22 protein-coding genes are annotated in these 20,626 nt (G+C 46.0%); 9 read left to right on the forward strand and 13 right to left on the reverse strand.

The features are described 5' to 3' along the window. Positions 1–111 precede the first annotated feature (111 nt). The gene (locus tag OH458_RS03500) at positions 112–1,329 is read left to right on the forward strand and encodes a GGDEF domain-containing response regulator (RefSeq protein ID WP_269977283.1); all 1,218 of its coding nucleotides are present in this window, start codon (positions 112–114) and stop codon (positions 1,327–1,329) included. Between the two features lie 64 nt (positions 1,330–1,393). Here the strand turns inward: OH458_RS03500 and nqrM are convergent, their stop codons facing one another. The 9 genes from nqrM to OH458_RS03545 all read right to left on the reverse strand — a co-directional run bounded on the left by nqrM (position 1,394) and on the right by OH458_RS03545 (position 9,380). Further along, a complete protein-coding gene (gene nqrM, locus OH458_RS03505) occupies positions 1,394–1,627 on the reverse strand; it encodes a (Na+)-NQR maturation NqrM (protein ID WP_005473545.1) in 234 nt (77 codons plus the stop codon). A gap of 21 nt (positions 1,628–1,648) precedes the next feature. Beyond that, entirely contained in the window at positions 1,649–2,653 is a 1,005-nt protein-coding gene (locus OH458_RS03510; RefSeq protein WP_269977284.1) for an FAD:protein FMN transferase, read from the reverse strand. A gap of 142 nt (positions 2,654–2,795) precedes the next feature. Continuing rightward, positions 2,796–4,019 carry an NADH:ubiquinone reductase (Na(+)-transporting) subunit F gene (gene nqrF / locus OH458_RS03515; protein ID WP_269977285.1) on the reverse strand — a complete coding sequence of 408 codons (1,224 nt, stop codon included), beginning with the start codon at positions 4,017–4,019 and terminating at the stop codon, positions 2,796–2,798. Between the two features lie 33 nt (positions 4,020–4,052). Continuing rightward, entirely contained in the window at positions 4,053–4,649 is a 597-nt protein-coding gene (nqrE, locus tag OH458_RS03520; protein ID WP_005436652.1) for an NADH:ubiquinone reductase (Na(+)-transporting) subunit E, read from the reverse strand. A 7-nt stretch (positions 4,650–4,656) separates the two neighbouring features. Beyond that, the gene (locus tag OH458_RS03525) at positions 4,657–5,289 is read right to left on the reverse strand and encodes an NADH:ubiquinone reductase (Na(+)-transporting) subunit D (protein WP_005473461.1); all 633 of its coding nucleotides are present in this window, start codon (positions 5,287–5,289) and stop codon (positions 4,657–4,659) included. Next, entirely contained in the window at positions 5,289–6,059 is a 771-nt protein-coding gene (locus OH458_RS03530) for a Na(+)-translocating NADH-quinone reductase subunit C (protein ID WP_005473481.1), read from the reverse strand. The genes OH458_RS03525 and OH458_RS03530 overlap by 1 nt, the downstream gene beginning before the upstream one ends. After that, entirely contained in the window at positions 6,049–7,293 is a 1,245-nt protein-coding gene (locus OH458_RS03535; RefSeq protein WP_005473496.1) for an NADH:ubiquinone reductase (Na(+)-transporting) subunit B, read from the reverse strand. The genes OH458_RS03530 and OH458_RS03535 overlap by 11 nt, the downstream gene beginning before the upstream one ends. 5 nt (positions 7,294–7,298) lie before the next feature. Continuing rightward, entirely contained in the window at positions 7,299–8,639 is a 1,341-nt protein-coding gene (locus tag OH458_RS03540) for a Na(+)-translocating NADH-quinone reductase subunit A (RefSeq protein WP_038190760.1), read from the reverse strand. A 432-nt stretch (positions 8,640–9,071) separates the two neighbouring features. Beyond that, on the reverse strand, positions 9,072–9,380 hold the full coding sequence (locus OH458_RS03545; RefSeq protein WP_038139605.1) for a BolA family protein: 309 nt from the start codon (positions 9,378–9,380) through the stop codon (positions 9,072–9,074). 138 nt (positions 9,381–9,518) lie between these two features. Here OH458_RS03545 and OH458_RS03550 point away from each other — a divergent pair, with 138 nt between their 5' ends. From OH458_RS03550 to OH458_RS03565, 4 genes are all read left to right on the forward strand, one after another. Continuing rightward, positions 9,519–10,649, forward strand: coding sequence for a methyltransferase (locus OH458_RS03550; protein ID WP_269977286.1), 1,131 nt, complete (start codon positions 9,519–9,521; stop codon positions 10,647–10,649). 50 nt (positions 10,650–10,699) lie between these two features. Continuing rightward, the gene (locus OH458_RS03555; RefSeq protein WP_005473590.1) at positions 10,700–11,269 is read left to right on the forward strand and encodes a YajG family lipoprotein; all 570 of its coding nucleotides are present in this window, start codon (positions 10,700–10,702) and stop codon (positions 11,267–11,269) included. Beyond that, a complete protein-coding gene (locus tag OH458_RS03560; RefSeq protein WP_269977287.1) occupies positions 11,269–11,814 on the forward strand; it encodes a peptidylprolyl isomerase in 546 nt (181 codons plus the stop codon). The genes OH458_RS03555 and OH458_RS03560 overlap by 1 nt, the downstream gene beginning before the upstream one ends. 69 nt (positions 11,815–11,883) lie before the next feature. Beyond that, complete coding sequence (locus tag OH458_RS03565; RefSeq protein ID WP_269977288.1) at positions 11,884–13,275, forward strand: AmpG family muropeptide MFS transporter; 1,392 nt, start codon at positions 11,884–11,886, stop codon at positions 13,273–13,275. A gap of 51 nt (positions 13,276–13,326) precedes the next feature. Here OH458_RS03565 and OH458_RS03570 read toward each other — a convergent pair whose 3' ends face one another. From OH458_RS03570 to OH458_RS03580, 3 genes are read right to left on the reverse strand one after another with little or no spacing between them, the layout of a single operon-like run. Next, positions 13,327–13,992 (reverse strand): ChrR family anti-sigma-E factor, encoded by a 666-nt coding sequence (locus tag OH458_RS03570; protein ID WP_269977289.1) that lies wholly within the window; start codon positions 13,990–13,992, stop codon positions 13,327–13,329. After that, complete coding sequence (locus OH458_RS03575) at positions 13,989–14,573, reverse strand: RNA polymerase sigma factor (RefSeq protein ID WP_269977290.1); 585 nt, start codon at positions 14,571–14,573, stop codon at positions 13,989–13,991. The genes OH458_RS03570 and OH458_RS03575 overlap by 4 nt, the downstream gene beginning before the upstream one ends. A 38-nt stretch (positions 14,574–14,611) precedes the next feature. Beyond that, entirely contained in the window at positions 14,612–15,211 is a 600-nt protein-coding gene (locus tag OH458_RS03580) for an LON peptidase substrate-binding domain-containing protein (RefSeq protein ID WP_269977291.1), read from the reverse strand. A 344-nt stretch (positions 15,212–15,555) separates the two neighbouring features. On the opposite strand from OH458_RS03580, the gene OH458_RS03585 reads away from it, so the two are divergent. The 4 genes from OH458_RS03585 (at position 15,556) to csdA (ending at position 19,112) form a co-directional block, all read left to right on the forward strand. Further along, positions 15,556–16,308, forward strand: coding sequence for an outer membrane protein OmpK (locus tag OH458_RS03585; RefSeq protein ID WP_038190778.1), 753 nt, complete (start codon positions 15,556–15,558; stop codon positions 16,306–16,308). 110 nt (positions 16,309–16,418) lie between these two features. Continuing rightward, complete coding sequence (gene panE / locus OH458_RS03590; protein ID WP_269977292.1) at positions 16,419–17,306, forward strand: 2-dehydropantoate 2-reductase; 888 nt, start codon at positions 16,419–16,421, stop codon at positions 17,304–17,306. After that, positions 17,303–17,908, forward strand: coding sequence for a DJ-1 family glyoxalase III (locus tag OH458_RS03595; protein ID WP_269977293.1), 606 nt, complete (start codon positions 17,303–17,305; stop codon positions 17,906–17,908). Before panE ends, OH458_RS03595 begins: the two co-directional genes overlap by 4 nt. Then, positions 17,901–19,112: a cysteine desulfurase CsdA gene (gene csdA / locus OH458_RS03600; RefSeq protein ID WP_269977294.1), complete on the forward strand. Its 1,212-nt coding sequence runs from the start codon at positions 17,901–17,903 to the stop codon at positions 19,110–19,112. The genes OH458_RS03595 and csdA overlap by 8 nt, the downstream gene beginning before the upstream one ends. Before the next feature lie 62 nt (positions 19,113–19,174). Here csdA and radA read toward each other — a convergent pair whose 3' ends face one another. Then, on the reverse strand, positions 19,175–20,554 hold the full coding sequence (gene radA / locus OH458_RS03605; RefSeq protein ID WP_005473514.1) for a DNA repair protein RadA: 1,380 nt from the start codon (positions 20,552–20,554) through the stop codon (positions 19,175–19,177). Positions 20,555–20,626 lie beyond the last annotated feature (72 nt).

Consider the following 20,626-nt stretch of genomic DNA (forward strand, 5'->3'; position numbering starts at 1 on the left):
CCCTTGTCGCCAATAGCGTGGTGAAAAGCCAATTTTTGTACTGTGCTTATAGAAGTATCAAAATATCCAGTTATTATTAGAAAACAGAATCTAGAGGTGGGGAGTCGCCGCTTGGGCAACAAAGTATTGGTGGTCGAGGATAGTCGAACTTACCGAAATTATCTTGTTCAACAGCTGGAGTCATTAGGTTGTCATGTCATAGGGTGTGAGACTTATCAAGAGACGCAACAAGCGTTGGAAACTCATGGTGAGTTCCATTTTGCGGTGCTCGATTATTGCTTGCCCGATGCTCAAGATGGGGAAGTCATCGATCTTGTTCTAGAGCATCAGCAAAAAGTGATTGTTCTTACCGGGACTTTTAACGAGCAAACCCGCGATTATTTCCTAGCAAAGGGCGTTGTTGACTACATCCTTAAAGACAGTATGGCTTCGGTGTCTTACTTACTTCCGTTGGCTAAGCGTCTGATCAACAACGTCAACCATCACGCTTTGGTCGTGGATGACTCTCAAACTGTGCGTCGTCACGTCAGCCAACTTCTCGAGCATCAGTACATACGAACGACCCAAGCCGTCAATGGCAGCGACGCTCTGCACAAGCTAGCAGAAAACAGTGACATCACTTTCATCATTACTGACCATGACATGCCTAGCAAAGATGGTATTACCATGACTCGTGAGATTCGCCAGCAGTATGATAAAAACAGCCTTGCGATACTGGGGGTTTCTGGTAGCGATGATAGTACGATGACGGCTCGATTTCTTAAAGCGGGTGCCAATGACTACCTGAATAAACCGTTTAATCATGAAGAGTTTTACTGCCGCGTTCACCAGTTGCTGGATATGAAAGAAGCCACAGATAATCTCTACCGCATGGCCAACCAAGATGCTTTGACTGGGCTTTGGAATCGTCGTTTCTTATTCAATCAGGTTTGTTCTGGATGTGAGAAGCGCAGTATCGCAATGTTAGATATCGATCATTTCAAAAAGGTCAATGACACCTATGGTCACGATGGTGGGGATGCCGCGCTCGTTACTGTCGCCAATATCTTAAAAATCTACTTCCCTGACGATGTCGTTGCTCGCTTTGGTGGTGAAGAGTTTTGCATTCAATCATGCTCGGATAATAAAGAGTTCATTGCTCGGCTAGAGCAGATGCGTAAACGACTCCAAAAGACGCCAATCAAGCACAACCAGCAAGAAATAAAGGTGACCATCAGTATCGGGGTCTGCTCACTTGAAGCCTCGCTGAACGAGCAGATTAAAATCGCCGATGACCGCCTCTACGTCGCGAAGGAAAGAGGGCGTAATCAGATTGTCGCGACCGGTTGACTATGCGTTTAGCCCACTATGACATAGAGACAAAAACGCCCAAGTTAAACTTGGGCGTTTTTCGTTAAGCAATGCGGTCTTTTTCCCACGCCGCCAGCTTTTCTTGACGGGCTGCTTCACGAGCTTCGCGCTTTTTACGCGCATCACACGGCTCTGGGCAGTTGCAGACTTTTTCGATACCAACTGCACCTAAGCCACCACAGCTCCCTTTTACAACTTTCTTTTGGATAATATAGCCAATTGACATTGCGCCAATCACGGCCATAAACACACCAAAGGTAATTAGAAATGTATTCATACTGACATGCTCACTTAGGTCTTATTTGTTCATGTACGGTTTATAAGCGGATGAAGCTAACTCTTTAAATCCGTCATCAGTTTTCACAATCATAAATACGGCGATATTGTTTTCTTCGGCAACTTTCATGCCCTGCTCTTCACCAAGCACCATCAGCCCTGTTGCTAGGCCATCGGCTGTCATCGATGATTTATCGAGCACCGTAACCGATACCACTTTGTGGTTGATAGGCTTGCCTGTTGCTGGGTTAATAATGTGCGAATAACGAACTCCATCTCGCTCAAAATAGTTGCGGTAATCGCCTGATGTCGCGATGGCCATGGCACCCGGTTCAATGATCTCTTGAATAGCGCGCTCTTCCACCGAAGGTTTCTCTATTGCAATTCGCCAAGCGACACCTTCACGGTTTAGTCCTTTGAGACGCATCTCACCACCGACTTCAACCATGTAGTTTTGGATACCTTGAGATTGAATGTAATCTGCGACCACATCCACGCCCCACCCTTTTGCTATCGTAGACAAGTCCACATACAGATTTGGAATCGATTTTTGAAGAGTGTTGCCTACGACAGATAGGTGCTCAATGCCCGTCATCGCTTTACGCGCAGCCAGCTCTTCATCTGTCGGTACAACCTCTGGACGAGCTTCAGGGCCAAATCCCCACAAGTTCACCAATGGTCCAACTGTCACATCTAATGCACCTTGAGTAAGACCGTTTAAACGGATTGCTTCTTTCACTACCGTCGCGGTTTGCGGCGAAACTTCGAAGGCATCCGCAGATTGACTCTGGTTGAAGCGACTCAGCTCTGAGTCTTTACGATACGTCGACATTTGATCGTTCACTTCTTCCAGTAAACGATCGACTTCTTTTTGCAATACCTCAGGTGAAGGAACGCCATCAGCAGAAATATACTTGATATTGTAAGTCGTGCCCATTGTTGGGCCAGTTAGGTGTACCTGTTCAGCCGGCTTTTCACAACCCGCTAAAACCAATAGAGAAGCAAATGCAACAAGCCACTTTTTCACTTGTTAACTCCTATTGTCGTGTATTAAATGGATAGAGGGAATGAGACTAAAGCCAATCAACCTTGCCTCTATCAATTCGGAAAACCGAAAAAGAAATGGCTGACTCAATCGAGCCAGCCATAGATTCAATCACTTAGGTAGATTAACCACCGAAGTCATCCAGTAGGATGTTTTCATCCTCTACACCTAGATCTTTCAGCATGCCGATAACAGCAGCGTTCATCATCGGTGGACCACACATGTAGTACTCACAATCTTCAGGCGCTTCATGGTCCTTCAGGTAGTTTTCGTACAGTACGTTGTGGATGAAGCCTGTGTAACCATCCCAGTTATCTTCTGGCATAGGATCAGACAGTGCACAGTGCCATACGAAGTTGTCGTTTTCAGCTGCTAGGCCATCGAAATCTTCTACGTAGAACATTTCGCGCTTCGAACGGGCACCGTACCAGAAAGACATCTTACGCTTAGACTTCAGACGCTTAAGTTGGTCGAAGATATGCGAACGCATTGGCGCCATACCCGCACCACCACCAACGAAGACCATCTCGTTGTCTGTGTCTTTCGCGAAGAACTCACCAAATGGACCAGAAATAGTACACTTGTCGCCTTCTTTAAGAGACCAGATAAACGAAGACATGATACCAGGTGGTACATCAGGATTATTAGGCGGCGGCGTAGCGATACGCACGTTTAGCATAATAATGCCTTCTTCTTCAGGGTAGTTAGCCATTGAGTAAGCACGGATTGTTTCTTCACTTACCTTAGACTCGTAGCGGAACAGGTTAAACTTGTCCCAATCTTCACGGTACTCTTCTGGTACGTCGAAGTCAGCGTATTTCACGTGGTGAGCAGGCGCTTCAATCTGGATGTAACCACCAGCACGGAAAGGTACTGATTCGCCATCTGGAATTTGTAGCTTAAGCTCTTTGATGAATGTCGCTTTGTTATCGTTAGAGATAACAGAACATTCCCACTTCTTAACGCCGAAGATCTCTTCAGGAAGTTCGATGTCCATGTCAGTTTTCATTGCAACCTGACACGCTAGACGCTCACCTTCACGTGCTTCACCTTTAGTAATATGGTCAAGCTCGGTTGGTAGGATGTCACCACCACCTGATTTAACTTTTACGCGACACTGACCACAAGAGCCACCGCCACCACAAGCAGAAGATACGAATACGCCAGCACCAGCTAGAGCACTCAGAAGCTTACCGCCTGGTTGTGTAACGATAGCAAGCGAGTCGTCACCGTTCACAGAAATTGTAATGTCACCTGTTGGCACAAGCTTAGACTTAGCGAAAAGAATCACTAGTACTAGCGCAAGTACGATCAGAGTAAACATCACTACACCAAGAATAATGTCCATTGACTATTCCTTAATTGTTGCGGTTTACCCGACTTACAGTTGAACACCAGAGAAAGACATAAAGCCTAACGCCATAAGACCTACAGTGATGAACGTGATACCAAGACCACGTAGACCAGGAGGTACGTCAGAGTACTTCATCTTCTCACGGATACCTGCAAGAGCGACGATAGCTAGCATCCAGCCCACACCAGAACCGAAACCGTAAACAACAGATTCAGCAAAGTTGTAGTCACGCTGTACCATGAAAGATACACCACCGAAGATTGCACAGTTTACTGTGATCAGCGGTAGGAAGATGCCTAGTGCGTTGTACAGAGGTGGGAAGAAGCGGTCTAGAACCATTTCTAGAATCTGTACAAGTGCCGCGATTACACCGATAAAGGTGATGAAGTTTAGGAAGCTAAGATCAACACCTTCAACTAAAGCGTTCTCTTTTAGTACTAGGTTGTAAACTAGGTTGTTTACTGGAACAGCGATGGTTAGTACTACTACTACCGCTACACCCAGACCAAATGAAGTCTTAACTTTCTTAGATACGGCAAGGAATGTACACATACCTAAGAAGAAAGACAGAGCCATGTTTTCGATGAAAATCGATTTAACTAACAGACTAATGTAATGTTCCATGACGTCCTTACTCCTTCGCTTCTACTTGTTCTGGTTTCAGAATACGGATTGCCCAGATTAGGAAGCCGATTAGGAAGAATGCAGACGGTGCGAGTAGCATCAGACCGTTTGGCTGGTACCAACCACCGTTGCTCACTAGAGGAAGTACTTCCATGCCGAACAGTTTGCCTGAGCCAAACAGTTCACGGAAGAAACCAACAGTGATAAGAACGAAACCGTAACCAAGACCGTTACCAATACCGTCGATTAGAGATGGTAGTGGCGCAGACTTCATTGCGAATGCTTCAGCACGACCCATTACGATACAGTTCGTGATGATCAGACCTACGAATACAGATAGCTGTTTAGAGATATCGTATAGGTAAGCTTTCAGCACTTGGTCTACCACGATTACTAGAGATGCGATGATCGCCATCTGAACGATGATACGCACACTGTTAGGAATGTGGTTACGGATTAGAGATACACAGAAGTTAGACAGCGCAGTTACGAAGATAACCGCTAGAGTCATAACGAATGCAGTCTCTAGTTTAGTTGTTACTGCAAGAGCAGAACATACACCAAGAACCTGTAGCGCGATTGGGTTGTTATCCAATACTGGCGCTAAGATGCTCTTTTTAATGTTTTGTGCGCTAGACATTAGTTCAGACCTCCGTCACGAACTTTTGCTAGGAATGGACCAAAGCCCATATCGCCTAACCAGAAATCAAATGTGCCTTGAACACCGTTACCAGTTAGTGTTGCACCAGAAAGACCGTCGATACCATGCTCAGAACCTTGCGGAGCGCCACCTTTAACAATCTTGATTGCAGGCTTGTGGTTTTCATCGAACAGTTTCTTGCCAACCCACTGAGCACGCCATGTTGGGTTCTCAACTTCACCACCAAGTCCAGGAGTTTCACCCTGCTCGTAGTAAGTGATACCTGACACAGTGTTACCGTCAGTTTCAACTGCAACGAAAGCGTACATCATTGACCATAGACCAGTACCGTGTACTGGAAGGATGATCTTAGATACTTCATCGCCTTGCTTCACTAGGTATACAACACCAGTGTTTGCACGACGTAGGATCTTCGCTTTATCTTCTTCAGCCGTTAGCTTGATAGATTCAGCAGGATCTTTAGCCGCTTTACGTTGGTCGTAAGTTGCTGCGTCACCATCAAGGAAATCACCTGTGTTGAAGTCAACTAGACGCGGTTCAATGTACTGGGCAAACAACTCAGGTACTTTCTTACCTTCAGCGTCAATGCCAGCAACTTCAACGATCTTAGTTTGCTTATCTAGTACAGCGTTAGCTTTTTGCTTATCGCGTAGACCCACGGCTGCTGTTGAAACGATGATTGAACAAACAAGGCTCAACCCGATAACAACACCCAGCGTCTTTTTAATGCTGTCGTTATTACTTGCCATAGCGTGCTTGTCTCCGCTTGATGTTCTTCTCGATAACTACATGGTCGAACAGAGGTGCAAACAGGTTCGCGAATAGAATCGCCAGCATCATACCTTCTGGGTACGCTGGGTTAACTACACGAATCAGTACACACATCACGCCAATTAGCGCGCCATACCACCACTTACCTTTGTTGGTAAATGAAGCGGATACAGGGTCTGTTGCCATAAAGAACATACCGAATGCAAAGCCACCAAGAACTAGGTGCCAGTGCCATGGCATGTTGAACATTGGGTTAGTATCAGAGCCGATTACGTTAAACAGCGTTGCTGTTGCAATCATACCGATCATCACACCAGCAATGATGCGCCAAGAAGCGATTCGCATGTAAACGATCATCGCTGCGCCAATCATAAGTGCAAGTGTTGATACTTCACCAATAGAGCCAGGAATGTTACCGATGAATGCGTCCATCCAAGTGATTGGAGCGCCAGTTACTGTATTCACTAGTGCACCGTTACCACCTTGTGCCCATTGGCTAAGCGCCGTTGCACCAGAGAAGCCGTCAGCTGCAGTCCAAACTACGTCACCCGAGATTTGCGCTGGGTAAGCAAAGAATAGGAAAGCACGGCCAGCAAGTGCTGGGTTTAGGAAGTTACGACCTGTACCACCGAAGATCTCTTTAGCAACAACAACACCGAAGGTAATACCTAGCGCTGCTTGCCATAGAGGTAGCGTTGGTGGAACGATAAGTGCAAACAGGATAGAAGTAACAAAGAAACCTTCGTTAACTTCGTGCTTACGCACCATACAGAACAACACTTCCCAAAAACCACCGACGATAAATACCGTTGCGTAGATAGGTAGGAAGTAAGTCGCACCTAATAGCATTTTACTGCCAATGCCGGCTTCTGCACCTAACGTGCCGCCCAACATTTCGGTTAACCAGTAATGCCAGTTACCTGCAACTACAGCTGCAAGTTGCTCACCAGCATACATGTGGTTAAGCGCTGCGATAGCTTGGCCACCCGCGTTGTACATACCCCAGAACATCGCTGGGAACACCGCGAACCAAACCATGATCATGATACGTTTTAGGTCAACGCTATCACGAACGTGTGAGCTCTTCTTTGTAATTAGACCAGGTGTGTAGAAAACTGTCGCGACAGCTTCGTACAGAGCAAACCATTTTTCATGTTTGCCGCCTGGCTCAAAGTGATGCTCGATGTCTTCAAGAAACTTTTTAAGAGCCATGAAAATTACCCTTCCTTCTCGATTTTATCTAGGCATTCACGAAGTAGTTCACCGTACTCGTACTTACCAGGACAAACAAAGGTACACAATGCTACGTCTTCTTCATCTAGCTCTAGTACACCTAGTGCCGCTGCACTGTCAGTATCACCAGCACATAGATCGCGAAGGAGCAAAGTAGGTTCCATATCTAGCGGCATTACGCGCTCGTAATTGCCGATTGGAACCATAGAACGATCACTACCATTAGTCGTTGTTGTCATGTTGAACAACTGACCTTTAAAGATGTGACCAAGGAATGAGCGAGTTACCGAGAACTTGTTCTTACCAGGCATTGCCCAGCCAAACAGTTCCTTCTCACGGCCTTCACGTAATACAGAAACCTGTACGTGGTAACGACCAAGGTAAGCGTGAGGACCAGTTGCATGAGTACCAGTTAGTACTGAACCGGAAATCACACGAACTTCACCAGGCATCAACTCGTTGTCCGTGATGTCTTCTAGGCTAGCACCTAGAGTCGTACGAACAAGACGAGGGTTGTTCACTACTGGACCAGCCAGAGAAACAACGCGATCAGTGTAAAGTTCACCAGTTAGGAACAACTGACCAAACGCAATAACGTCTTGGTAGTTGATGCTCCACGCCACATTCTCTGCATTTACTGGGTATAGGAAATGCATGTGGGTGCCAGCAAGACCTGCTGGGTGAGGGCCATCAAATACATGCTCTTCAACGTTAGATTGAGAAGAACGAGGAAGACTTTCGCCTGATTTACATACGTAAACCTTGCCATCAGTCAGAGTTGAAAGCACATCTAAACCGGCAACGAACGCTTCTTGTTGTTCATTGATGATCAACTCAGGCTGTGCCGCTAGTGGATTAGTATCCATAGCAGTTACGAAGATAGCCTGTGTAGAAGACTCAATTGCTGGAACCTTGCTGAACGGACGAGTACGTAAAGCAGTCCAAAGACCTGAATCAACTAACTGAGTTTTCACCGCTTCACGGTCAAGACTTGCTAGTTGGCCAGCTTCAAACTTATCGAACGTTACCTGCTCTTCGCCTGCCACTTCAATCACAACAGATTGAAGGACACGCTTAGCGCCACGGTTAATTTCGATCACTTTACCAGCTGCTGGTGAAGTAAATTTCACCCCAGGATTCTTCTTGTCTTCAAAAAGAACTTGAGCTTTCTTTACTTCATCGCCTACGCGGACATGCATAGTAGGACGCATGCCGACGTACTCTTCGCCAAGCAAGGCGACTTTTTTGATGGTCTTACCATCATTAATCACCTGGGTAGGAGTTCCTGCGATAGGCAGGTCCAAACCCTTCTTTATTGTAATCATACGCACTTGCACTACTTTTATCGGGAAAAAGATTCTTTGATTGCGTAACTTTTAGACACGACACTAGTGTCCGGTTTTGGTATCGTTTCAAACACCAAAATCGCAACATCCTATTAAAAACCTCGCTACAAGAAAACGGCGAGATTTATCAGGTGCGATAGTCTAGCATCTTTTGGGAAGTTGATGCCATGACCAATGCAGGTAATAAGGTAGATATTTCGAAGGATTTGAGTTTAAAAGGCTAAGGAATAGTCATAACTTTGAGCCATCGCACAAACCCCAATATACACAAACTGAGCAATGTTTCTATCCATTCATATCGTGAAACATTCTGAATTAAAACTAATCGGGCAGTTTATTTGTTTATACATTGTTAACACATGTACGCTGAACTGCCACTAAAAAGGCAGCTCTCGCTGCCCTTCTATCTCTCTACTTTGAACCACCTAAGCACATTGGGCTATCAGGTGCTAAACCGTTCTGCTCTTTCCATTCAGAGCTTGTGTAAGTGTGAATCGAAAGAGCATGGATATGATTGGCTAACTCATCTGCGAGCACTTGGTTGACAAGTCGATGACGGCCGATCAATCGAACGCCTTCAAATTTCTCACTCACGATGATCACTTTGAAGTGACTTTCTGAACCTGGAGCAACATTGTGCATGTAGCTTTCATTAATAACTTTAAGGTACTCAGGCTCAAATTCTGTATGCAGTTTGGTTTCAATCACTTCTTCCAGCATTGTGTGTCACCATCTAATTATGAACAGTGTTAAAGAACAGATAATAATCGTACTCACCGTAAAGCAAAAGGTTTTAGTTTCCTGTTTGCCTAGCATCTGCGACAATTTAACCACTGTTTATTAGCTAATTACTCAATTATGAAAACTGAGCTTACGTTACATCAGCGCACCCTTTCTCTCCATCGATTCCCTAAACGAAACAACGAAACCCTTCAAGCATGGGATGCTGGCGACGAATATCTCATCAATCATGTTGAAGAATTAGCTCTTGCTCATGGCCAGAATGTATTGATTCTTAATGATCATTTTGGCGCATTAAGTTGTTGGTTCTCACAAAGACACCAGGTGACGATGATGAGTGACTCATTCATTTCTCATCAAGCAACTTTGGTCAATCTAGAACAAAATCAATGCGACCCAATCACAATGGCCTCAACGTTTGATCCGATTCCTAAAGATGTTGATCTTGTTTTGATGCAATTGCCAAAAAGTAATCGTCATCTCATCTGGCTGTTAACGCAATTAAGGCTCGCTCTACCCGCCGATGTGCCCGTTATTGCGGTTAACAAAGCCAAAGAGATCCATACCTCGACGTTAAAACTGTTCGAGAAATATTTGGGGGCGACGACAACGTCCCTAGCTTGGAAAAAACATCGCTTAGTCTTCGCCAACGCCAATTCACCAAAGGCTTTGGATGTTGAGCCATTTACCTCGTGGCAAATCGAGGAACACGATATTCAGCTTGATAACTTACCAAACGTTTATTCCGGAGAGAGTCTCGATCTCGGCGCCCGTTTTATGTTGCCTAATCTACCGACAGGACTTGGCAACAAGCGAGTGATTGATCTCGGCTGTGGCAATGGGGTGTTGTCCGTGAAGCTTGCGCAGCTCAATCCTGACATCACGCTGACCTGTGTTGACGAAAGCTTTATGGCAATACACTCAGCGCAGCGTAATCTAGATAGGAATGTTCCAAACGGCACAAATGCCAAATGTCTAACCAACAACTGTTTAGATGGATTTGAAGCCCACAGCGCCGATCTTGTCGTTTGCAATCCACCTTTTCATCAACAACAAGCCATTACCGATCATATCGCTTGGCAAATGTTCTGTGATGCAAAGCATGTTCTCAGTACTGGTGGGCAATTATTAGTTATCGGTAACCGTCACCTCGGCTACGATGGAAAATTAGCAAGGCTGTTTGGTAAGTCGAACGTTAAGCAAGTTGCGGCAAACAAGAAATTTGTTATTTTACAAGCAACTAAATAGTTCACTATCCTAACTCTAGGATTATAGAGTTTCGAATAAAGGAAATTACAATGAGAAAACTGGTTTTAGCCGCATCAATGGCACTTCTCACTGCGTGCGCAGCTCCTCAACAAGAACAGATCAACTTTATGCCAAAAGCGGTATTGAGTAATGGTGATCTCGTTCAAGATGCGACATTTAGCTTGACCAGCAAGGATGTTCGCTCAGCACAATACGTCGCACTCGTTGACAGTGGCCGTTCTAACATTGAACCGATTCATTCAAAGCAGAACGTACGTATTTCGATCGAAAATGCCCTACTCGAACAGTTCCAGTCACAAGGGTTTAGAAACACAGTAACCAGCGAAAACAGCATTCAAATTGAAGTGCAAGAAGCGTTGGTATCGGTAAAACACACCATCATGGAAAACGAAATGGATGGTAAAGTGGTGATCGAAATTACCGCTGAAAACCCACAAGGCAAATTAGTTAAGACATACACGGGGACTGCGAAGCGTACTGGCGCGTTGAGTGCGTCTAACGAAGATATCGAAGTCGTTCTTTCTGATGTCGTCAACCTAGTGTTACAAGAAGTGGCGAATGATCGTGAGCTGCAAAACTACATGCAGGAGCGTTTCTAATGGGTAAATTTGCAATAGCCTCTTTAGCGCTTTTTACCAGCTTGGCGTTTGCTGGCCCTAAAGTCGAATTTGGTACCACAATGGGGTCGTTTACCATTGAACTGAACGAAGAACGAGCACCAATTACAGTAAAGAACTTTATTCGTTACGTTGAAGATGGCAGCTATGTCGGTACTCAATTCCACCGCGTTATCCCAGGCTTTATGGCTCAAGGTGGTGGTTTTGATAAAGAGATGAACATGGTGCCAACGTACGCACCAATTAAAAACGAAGCGTCAAACGGTTTGAAGAACCGAGCGGCTACCGTTGCAATGGCTCGTACCAACGATCCAAATTCGGCCACTCGCCAATTCTTCATTAATTTCGTCGACAACAACTTCCTCGACTATGATCAACGCCCACCGGGTTACGCCGTATTTGGCAAAGTCACTGACGGGTTCAATATTATTCAAGACATGAGCCAAAAACGCACTCATTCGGTTGGACGTTATCGTGATGTACCTGTTGAACCTATCATCATCACCAGCGCAACTCTCATTCGTTAAGCTCTCACAAAAGATAGGCTCTCGATAATCCTGAGCCTATCCACTCTACATTCTTAAAAGGAATTGCGTATGTCTTCTGGCTCCCCTTCCATGACTTGGCGAGAAACCATTCAAAGCTATATGGACAAGCGGCTACTTTGGGTGTTTATGCTCGGCTGTTCGAGTGGCTTCCCCTGGGTACTTATTGGTTCAAACATGTCAGGCTGGCTGAAAGATGCCGGATTAACTCGCGCAGCAATTGGCTACTTTGGCAGTGTGTTTGCCGTTTATGCCATTAACTTTCTTTGGGCTCCACTTGTCGACCGTGTCCGCTTACCTCTTTTACACTCCTTTTTAGGTCAACGTCGTAGCTGGATTTTCTTGTGTCAATCTATCGTTCTGGTTTGCACACTCTTTATTGCTGGTGTCGATCCTTCTCAGAACTTAATGCTAACGTCGATGCTTGCACTTGGCATTGCGATCTCTTCTGCGACCCAAGATATTGCCATTGACGCTTTTCGTATCGATAGTTTCCCAAAATCTGAGCCTTCAAAATTGCCTCAAGCCTCTGCCATGGCGGTAGTTGGGTGGTGGACAGGCTATTCGCTGCCAGGTTACATCGCCTTTATTAATGCAGATGCGATCGGTTGGAATGGTGTTTACTACGGCATGGCGGCCATTGTTGGTTTACTGATGATCTTTACGCTTCTAGTTGGCGAACCGAAGACCCATCGCGCGTCGCTGCAAGCAGAAGCAGAGAAACGTCATAGCCAAGTTGTTGGGAATAAAGTGCTTGCATGGATCACCGTAACGGTTGTCGAACCTTTCCTTGATTTCTTTAAGAGAAATGGTTTTCGTGTGGCTCTCACTCTGTTGTTGTTTGTTTTCCTATTTAAAATTGGCGAAGCATTCCTTGGTCGTATGTCGATCACCTTCTATAAAGAGATCGGTTTCTCCAACGAGCAAATCGGCTACTATTCGAAACTGATCGGCTGGGGACTCACCATTCTATTCACATTGATCGGCAGTATGGTCAACGTGAAGTTCGGAATTGTCCGTGGTTTGATGATTGGTGGTATCGCAATGGCATCAAGCAATCTCATGTTTGCTTGGATGGCGAAAGTTGGACCGAATGAACAGCTCTTCTTAGCGACCTTAGTCGTGGATAACTTTACCTCTGCATTTTCGACCGTGGCGTTTGTCTCCTTCCTGACCGTGGTAACAGGACAAGCCTTCTCGGCAACACAGTATGCCTTGCTTGCTTCACTCGGTAACTTTGGCCGAACAACTCTCGCCTCTTTCTCTGGTGAATTGGTCGATTACCTCAATGATTGGTCAATGTTCTTTATCTTGACCGCGGTAATGGTCATTCCAAGTTTGTTAATGCTCTACTCGCTGCGACACTATTTCTCGGACATGTTGGATAAAGCACGCAAGCGTGACGCCGAAGAGTCGGCGCAAAGGGAAACAACCGAATCATAAACGTAAAAAAGGCTTGGATCTCCAAGCCTTTTTCTTATTCGTAACGAATGATTACGGGTACATCCCCTTGCCGAACATGTTAAACAGACGCGCGACGCCTTGAGTGAATATCATTGGCTCGGTAAGCACAGCCAAGCATAAACAATCTTCCCCTGGTTTAGTAAATGGGCTGTGTTTGATGGAAGCATCCTTAACTAGATAGTCCCCCACTTCGTAGTGACCATCTTCATCACTAAAGCCCCCATGTAAGACTAGGGTGGACTCAATGCCTTTGTGCGTATGTTGAGGGATTTGAACGTCTTCAGCAATGTACATCAAATTGACTCGACATGAATCTGCGATCTCTATCGGCGCACTAAACACTTTACCGCCGTAGCTTTTCCAATCACCAATTTGGTCACTAAAACGTCCTAGAGCTCTTGGCAGCATAAACGTCTTGTTATTTACAGTGATCGGTTTTGCTTGCTGTGGCGCACGGAATGGTTCGCTGTTTTGCTCTAACGTCACAATTTGAGCGAACATGTCATCAAAGTTGTCTGGGGTTTGCTCAATCGGAGCGTGACTCAGTGCTTCACCACACTGCTGCTCTGCAAGCGCAACTTTGCGTTTGCACTGCGGGCAAGACTCTAGGTGTATAGCAACGGTAAACGCCGTCACGTCGTCCAACGAACCTTCAACGTAGGCTTGTAAAATATCGCTTTGTGGGTGATAACTCATAACTTATCCGCCTCTATTGAAATTCGTAGTTTTTCGACAGCAAGTCTAAGTCGTGACTTTACTGTCCCCAAAGGTATATCAAGCATGTCCGCAACCTGCTGATGGGGCAAGTCTTCCAGGTAGACCGCTTGTACCACCTTTCTTTGTGCTTCAGGCAAAGTATCGAGGAACTTAACCACCTGCTCTTTCATCCTGTCAGCTTCGGGAGAGTAATGCTCTACCATATCAGGCGGGCAATAATCATTTGGCCAAATATCTTCTGAGTGAATATGCTGATCACGTCCTTTTTGTCGGCGTAACATATCAAAACAGAGATTCCTCGCTATAGTAAAAATCCATGTAGATAAAGAGCTTTTATCGCTGTTAAACAGAGCACTTTTCTGCCAGACCGTGGCGAGCGTTTCCTGCACCATCTCCATAGCGACTTGCTCATTACCGACATGGCGATAAGTGAACTGCTTCAAGCGAGGAGAAAAGTGTGTAAAAACTAATGCGAACGCCTTCTTGTCTTGTTGTTTAACGCGCTCCATACACGAAGCCCAATCGGATTTCGAAAAGTTTTGCGTATCCACGTTGCTCATTCGACTGTCCTTTGCACCCTTAAGATTCACTTTGTACGTTAAAGCCGAGTGTCGAGATCACTTTGCTCGTCATTTATTAACGCTCGGCTCAAGTACTCTATTGTTACCGTACAATCTAACTCTAATGCAAGGAGATCAAATTGCTTATTTGACAAGGGGAGAATTTCTAACCAACGCTGGCTAACCCAACATTCATCATCAAAAAATTTCTGGTCGTACAGCTCATCTAACTGTTCAAACTGAGCATAAACTTGCTGCAGTTGCTGACTGAGCGAGGCACCCTGCTTTGAAAGCGGCGTTAAAGGCCAGTTTGCCAACGGTTCTATCTTTGCAAAGCGCAACCCGTCGTGCTCTGTTCTCACTTTTCGTATCATGAAACGATGAAGACCAGTGACAGTAATACCCAATAAACCATCGTCCAACTGCTCAAAGTCGACGATTTTGACCAAGGTACCGCCTACTGACAACTCACTGTTCTCTGCGCTCGCCTGCTTTTGGAACAAGCAGATACCAAACGTGCCATCGCCTTTCAACGCCTCAACGACCAACCGTTTGTACCTTGCTTCAAACACCCTTAAGCGCATTTTACCTTCGGGTAAAACTATAGAACTTAGCGGGAACAGCATTACTTCTTGCATCAACTTAATTCCTGTAAACATTTTAATTACAGGTACGCAACGAATTTAGGAAAGATCAGAGAAACAATCAATTGAACATGTGATAACCATCAAATAAAAGTGAAGCGTTTGCGTAATCGTTACCCCTAACATTTTTTATGCAACTAAAATTTAGTTCCGTTACATTGTAATTTTTAACTTGTTAATGAGATCTAGATCGCTAGTTTTAGATTTTTTTACATGTGTTGCACATGGCTTTTGAGATTTTTATCGATATTATGCAGCCCTATAAAGCACAACAAAGAGTGTGCACTTAAACAAATATCCAATGAATAATTGAATTAACAAACATAGAGAGTTCCACTATGCGTAAATCACTTCTAGCTCTTGGTGTTGTGGCAGCAGTATCAGCAGTACCAGCTCAAGCAGAGTATCTTTTCGGTTTTGGTAGCATGTATGCCGACTATCAAGTATGGGATCATGGTATTGGTAACGATGATGATAACTTCGGCGGTGAAATCTCAGATCGCAACCAAGCGGTAATCGGTATCGAAGGCGGTGCAGTATTCGATTGGGGCCAAATCTACGGCTTCTACGATTACGAAGGTGTTGATCGTGCTGGTGATGACCGTGGTGCATCAACCAAAGGTACTATCCACTACAACCTAACCGAATCAGGCGTATCGCTTTACGCTCAGGTTTACAACACTGACGCTGACGGTTCTGGTTTCCATGAACAAAACCGTGTTCTAGGTCTTGGTTACACAGGCCTTAAAGGTGACAACTGGGGCTTCACTCCATTCTTGGGAGCTCACCAGATCAACAGTGGTGACATCAGCGGCAACAATGGCGGTATGCTAGGTTGGGTTGGTTACTACAACACTGACATCGCGGGTCAGAACTTTACTTTCTCTACATGGGGTGAATATGAATTCGCTCGTAACGATGAGTATTCTGACGTACAAGGTGGCGATTACGGTCTTAACGGTAGCGTAAACGCAATGTGGAACTTCCACAAAGATTGGTCTGCTGGCGTTCTTTACCGCTACACAGTGAACAAGCTAGCTCGCGAAGGTTACGAAGATCTAGTAATCTACCGCGTTCAGTACAACTTCTAATTCTAGAAGTCTACGAATGTTAAATGGCACCTTCGGGTGCCATTTTTATTGGCTTTCTCTTTTGATCACTTTATCCTCTTGGCCATCCCCTCTATTGCCAGAGAATTAAGATGAATATCGTAGTATTAGGCCCAGGTGCCATTGGTTCGCTATGGGCGTATTCTTTACATCAGGCTGGGCATACCGTCGCCCTTTACTCCAAGCAAGAGCATGACAAGCTACCCCTTCAGCTTGATAACAACACTCCGATTACTCTGGCAAATAACCAACCAGTCACCCTTCAAAACGCCGATGTACTGCTTGTGACCGTTAAAGCTCCACAAGTCATCCCCGCACTTGAGGTACTGCGAAGCGACCTTCATCCAGATTGTATTGTGGTACTGATGCATAACGGGATGGGAACCGCCGAGATAGTTGCATCACGTCTACCGAATAACCCTCTTGTACTGGCAACCACGACACATGGAGCTCTGCGCCAATCACGCCATCAGGTGTTGCATACGGGGCAAGGCAGCACTCAGTTAGGAGGCTATAATTCGAAAGGCAATCAATGCGATTTTCTTCAACAGGTCTTTGCTCACGCCTTACCCGATGTCTACTGGAACGAAAATATTCTTGACGCATTATGGTTAAAACTGGCGATCAACTGCGCAATCAACCCGTTGACCGCGATTCATCAAGTCAAAAATGGCCAGCTTGCAGACGAGGCATTCCAGCCCACTTTGCACCAGTTGTTGGATGAAGTACATCGAGTGATGACTTGTGAAGGGCTAACGCTTTCCCGCAACGAGCTCGATACGCATGTATATAATGTGATTCAGGCGACCGCGGAAAATCGATCATCGATGCATCAAGATATTTACCATCATCGACCAAGCGAGATCGACTTTATTACTGGTTATTTAATACAAAGAGCGCGCGACCACCAGCTGGATGTACCTAGCAACGAGGCGCTTTATCAACAAATCAAACGAATCGAAAAAAGTTGGACATCATGAACAAGAAAGTACTGATCCCTATCGCACCCGGCACCGAAGAGATGGAAGCGGTAACCATCATAGATATGATGGTCCGAGCGGGCTATGACGTAGTTTTGGCGAGTGCCGATTTTGATGGCCAATTAACCATGAAAGCTTCTCGCGGTGTAACCCTAACCGCAGAGTGTAAGTTAGTCGATGTTGCCGATGACGAGTTTGACGCCGTGATCCTTCCCGGTGGCGTTGAAGGCTCAGAAACCTTTCGCGACAGCACGGTATTGGTCGAAATTGTTCGTCAACAAATGTATGAAGGCAAACTGGTCGCGGCCATCTGTGCAGCGCCAGCTATAGTTCTGCTGCACCACAACCTCTACACAGAAGCTTTGATGACGTGCCACCCAAGCTTTCAAGAGCAGATTGCCGAGAAGTACCGCCGTGTTAAACGCGTGACTTACGACATCAATCACAACCTACTCACAAGCCAAGGCCCTGGAACTGCCCTTGAGTTCGCGATGGAAATCATCATTAACCTCTCAGGCAAAGGGCACGCTTGGACCGTTGCAGAGCCAATGGTAACCATTCCAACCTTGCAATATCACAAACTGGGTGATGAAGATGTTTGATGCACAGCTTGTCGCAAAGCAGTTTCCGGCTTTAACACAAACCATTAACGATCAACGTTTAGTCTATTTAGACAGTGCCGCCACGACTCAAAAACCGAAATGCGTGATTGAGGCCATCAGCCAATACTATGAGCGACAAAATGCGAACGTGCATCGCGGAAGTCATCGTCTAACGGCTGAAGCCACCTCACAGTTTGAGGCCGCACGCGAAAGAGTTGCTCGCTTTATCGGCGCAGCCTCGCCAAACGAAGTAATATGGACTCGCGGTGCGACAGAAGCGCTCAACTTGATCGCCCAAACTTACGCAAGAAATACGCTTAAACCCGGTGACGAAATACTGGTCGGGGAAATGGAGCATCATGCCAACATTGTTCCTTGGCAAATTGTCGCACAGCAAACTGGCGCAACGGTCGTCAAGATTCCAATGACCAATGACTGTCAGTTGGGCATGGCTGAGTTCGAAAAGCAGTTAAGCAGCAAGACGAAAATTGTCGCTGTAGCGCATATCACCAATGTCACGGGTACCCGTCAGCCCATTGAAGCTATTATCCAGCGGGCACATAAAGTAGGTGCCGTGGTCGTGGTAGACGGCGCTCAAGGGATAGTTCATGAGCAGCTAGATATGACTGCTCTGAATGCGGATTTTTATGTCTTCTCAGGCCATAAATTGTATGCCCCTGCAGGAATCGGCGTTTTATATGGAAAGATGTCGCTATTAGAAGCAATGCCGCCGTGGCATGGTGGAGGCAAGATGGTTGAAAAGGTCTCTTTTTCTGGCACCACCTTCACCCAAGTACCAGGGAAGTTCGAAGCAGGTACGCCGAATGTCGCCGGTGCCATTGCCCTCGCAACCGCAATTGATTGGTATACACAGTTCGATCATTCCACGGTCGAACACCATGTCCATGATTTGGTCAGTAAGACATACCAAGCGTTGAATAGCATCGACGATGTGACGATTCTGGGATATCAACCGGACGCATCAGTGCTGTCTTTCGTCATTGAAGGGGTTCATCATCAAGATGTAGCGACCCTACTCGATCAACAAGGCATTGCCGTTCGAGCGGGTAACCATTGCGCTCACCCGTTGATGGATGCACTTGGCGTGAAAGGGACTATCCGAGCATCATTCGCCATCTACAATACAATGGACGATGTAAAGCGTTTGGTCGCCGCCGTTGAGAAAGCCGTTGATATGCTTTAACTCAAGATAAGGGTTGATGTATATGACGCATCAACCCTTGCCCTCACTTCGCCATGTCTCGTCTATAGCTCATCAAACGCTTCTATCGCTTCAGAAAGCTTCTTCACTCCATGAATTTGCATGCCCGGGATTCCCCCTTTAGGCATGTTGGCCGCAGGTACAATGGCTTTCTTAAATCCATGCTTAAACGCTTCATTTAAGCGCTCTTGACCACTTGGCACTGGGCGAATTTCCCCCGCTAATCCAACTTCACCAAACACCACGACATCCTTCGGTAGAGGGCGGTCTCTGAAGCTAGAGAGTAACGCCATCACCAATGCTAAGTCTGCACTGGTCTCGGTCACTTTGACCCCACCTACCACATTCACAAAGACATCTTGATCCGCCATCTGCAAACCGCCGTGTTTATGCAGCACAGCAAGTAACAGGGAAAGCCGGTTTTGCTCTAACCCCACAGCAACACGACGAGGGTTTGCCAATTGGGAATAATCGACCAAAGCTTGAATCTCAACCAAGAGTGGACGAGTACCCTCCCAAACGACCATCACAGAGCTGCCGGAAGTCTCCTCCTCACCTCGAGACAAAAAGATAGCCGATGGATTACTCACTTCTTTGAGACCTTGCCCCGTCATGGCAAAAACCCCTAACTCATTGACGGCACCAAAACGGTTTTTATGGCTGCGCATGGTTCTGAAGCGATTATCTGTTCCGCCATCTAAAAGCACCGAGCAGTCAATAATGTGTTCGAGAACCTTTGGTCCTGCCAAAGTGCCATCTTTAGTGACGTGTCCAACAATAAATACAGAGACATTGTTCTGCTTAGCGTAGCGCGTCAGCGCGGTGGCCGACTCTCTTACTTGAGCGACACTGCCCGGTGATGATTGAACGTCAGATACATGCATCACTTGGATAGAGTCGATCACCATAATTTTCGGCTGCTCTTTCTCCGCAATCTGGCAAATTCTATCGACGTTGGTTTCCGATAACATCTTTAAATTGTCTTTTGGTAACCCCAGTCGAGAAGCCCGCATCGCAACTTGCTGCAATGACTCTTCACCGGTGACATAGAGCGTCGGCATATGCGCTGCCAAATAACACATGGTTTGCAACAGCAATGTGGATTTACCCGCGCCAGGGTTACCACCAATCAGTATCGCCGCCCCAGGTACAACACCGCCACCTAATACTCGGTCAAACTCTTTGAACCCACTGGTAAAACGAGGGACTTCCTGCAGATCAATTTCTGACAATGTCTGAACTTGAGTTTCGCCGCTATTGCCCGCATAGCCCGACAATCGTTCGTTGCGCGCCGCCGCTGGAGATGCCGCTAGTCGCACTTCACTGATCGTATTCCATGCCCCACATGCATTGCATTGACCTTGCCAACGAGGGAAATCTGCTCCACAGTCGTTGCATACATATGCTCTTTTCGCCTTAGCCATGTCGCCTCATATTTGTATTTGTGAACTGAGATATTGGTTTGTGCTTAATTTTGCTTGATTCGCGACAACATA

It is taken from the genome of Vibrio sp. MarTm2, from assembly GCF_027587055.1.
Classification (GTDB): domain Bacteria; phylum Pseudomonadota; class Gammaproteobacteria; order Enterobacterales; family Vibrionaceae; genus Vibrio; species Vibrio sinaloensis_D.

What these genes read in the sequence shown, in the direction of transcription:
- nqrM (WP_005473545.1), bottom strand. Translation starts at nt 1,627, where the DNA reads ATGAATACATTTCTAATTACCTTTGGTGTGTTTATGGCCGTGATTGGC.
- nqrF (WP_269977285.1), bottom strand. Translation starts at nt 4,019, where the DNA reads ATGGACATTATTCTTGGTGTAGTGATGTTTACTCTGATCGTACTTGCG.
- nqrE (WP_005436652.1), bottom strand. Translation starts at nt 4,649, where the DNA reads ATGGAACATTACATTAGTCTGTTAGTTAAATCGATTTTCATCGAAAAC.
- OH458_RS03525 (WP_005473461.1), bottom strand. Translation starts at nt 5,289, where the DNA reads ATGTCTAGCGCACAAAACATTAAAAAGAGCATCTTAGCGCCAGTATTG.
- OH458_RS03530 (WP_005473481.1), bottom strand. Translation starts at nt 6,059, where the DNA reads ATGGCAAGTAATAACGACAGCATTAAAAAGACGCTGGGTGTTGTTATC.
- OH458_RS03535 (WP_005473496.1), bottom strand. Translation starts at nt 7,293, where the DNA reads ATGGCTCTTAAAAAGTTTCTTGAAGACATCGAGCATCACTTTGAGCCA.
- OH458_RS03540 (WP_038190760.1), bottom strand. Translation starts at nt 8,639, where the DNA reads ATGATTACAATAAAGAAGGGTTTGGACCTGCCTATCGCAGGAACTCCT.
- OH458_RS03545 (WP_038139605.1), bottom strand. Translation starts at nt 9,380, where the DNA reads ATGCTGGAAGAAGTGATTGAAACCAAACTGCATACAGAATTTGAGCCT.
- OH458_RS03550 (WP_269977286.1), top strand. Translation starts at nt 9,519, where the DNA reads ATGAAAACTGAGCTTACGTTACATCAGCGCACCCTTTCTCTCCATCGA.
- OH458_RS03555 (WP_005473590.1), top strand. Translation starts at nt 10,700, where the DNA reads ATGAGAAAACTGGTTTTAGCCGCATCAATGGCACTTCTCACTGCGTGC.
- OH458_RS03560 (WP_269977287.1), top strand. Translation starts at nt 11,269, where the DNA reads ATGGGTAAATTTGCAATAGCCTCTTTAGCGCTTTTTACCAGCTTGGCG.
- OH458_RS03565 (WP_269977288.1), top strand. Translation starts at nt 11,884, where the DNA reads ATGTCTTCTGGCTCCCCTTCCATGACTTGGCGAGAAACCATTCAAAGC.
- OH458_RS03570 (WP_269977289.1), bottom strand. Translation starts at nt 13,992, where the DNA reads ATGAGTTATCACCCACAAAGCGATATTTTACAAGCCTACGTTGAAGGT.
- OH458_RS03575 (WP_269977290.1), bottom strand. Translation starts at nt 14,573, where the DNA reads ATGAGCAACGTGGATACGCAAAACTTTTCGAAATCCGATTGGGCTTCG.
- OH458_RS03580 (WP_269977291.1), bottom strand. Translation starts at nt 15,211, where the DNA reads ATGCAAGAAGTAATGCTGTTCCCGCTAAGTTCTATAGTTTTACCCGAA.
- OH458_RS03585 (WP_038190778.1), top strand. Translation starts at nt 15,556, where the DNA reads ATGCGTAAATCACTTCTAGCTCTTGGTGTTGTGGCAGCAGTATCAGCA.
- panE (WP_269977292.1), top strand. Translation starts at nt 16,419, where the DNA reads ATGAATATCGTAGTATTAGGCCCAGGTGCCATTGGTTCGCTATGGGCG.
- OH458_RS03595 (WP_269977293.1), top strand. Translation starts at nt 17,303, where the DNA reads ATGAACAAGAAAGTACTGATCCCTATCGCACCCGGCACCGAAGAGATG.
- csdA (WP_269977294.1), top strand. Translation starts at nt 17,901, where the DNA reads ATGTTTGATGCACAGCTTGTCGCAAAGCAGTTTCCGGCTTTAACACAA.
- radA (WP_005473514.1), bottom strand. Translation starts at nt 20,554, where the DNA reads ATGGCTAAGGCGAAAAGAGCATATGTATGCAACGACTGTGGAGCAGAT.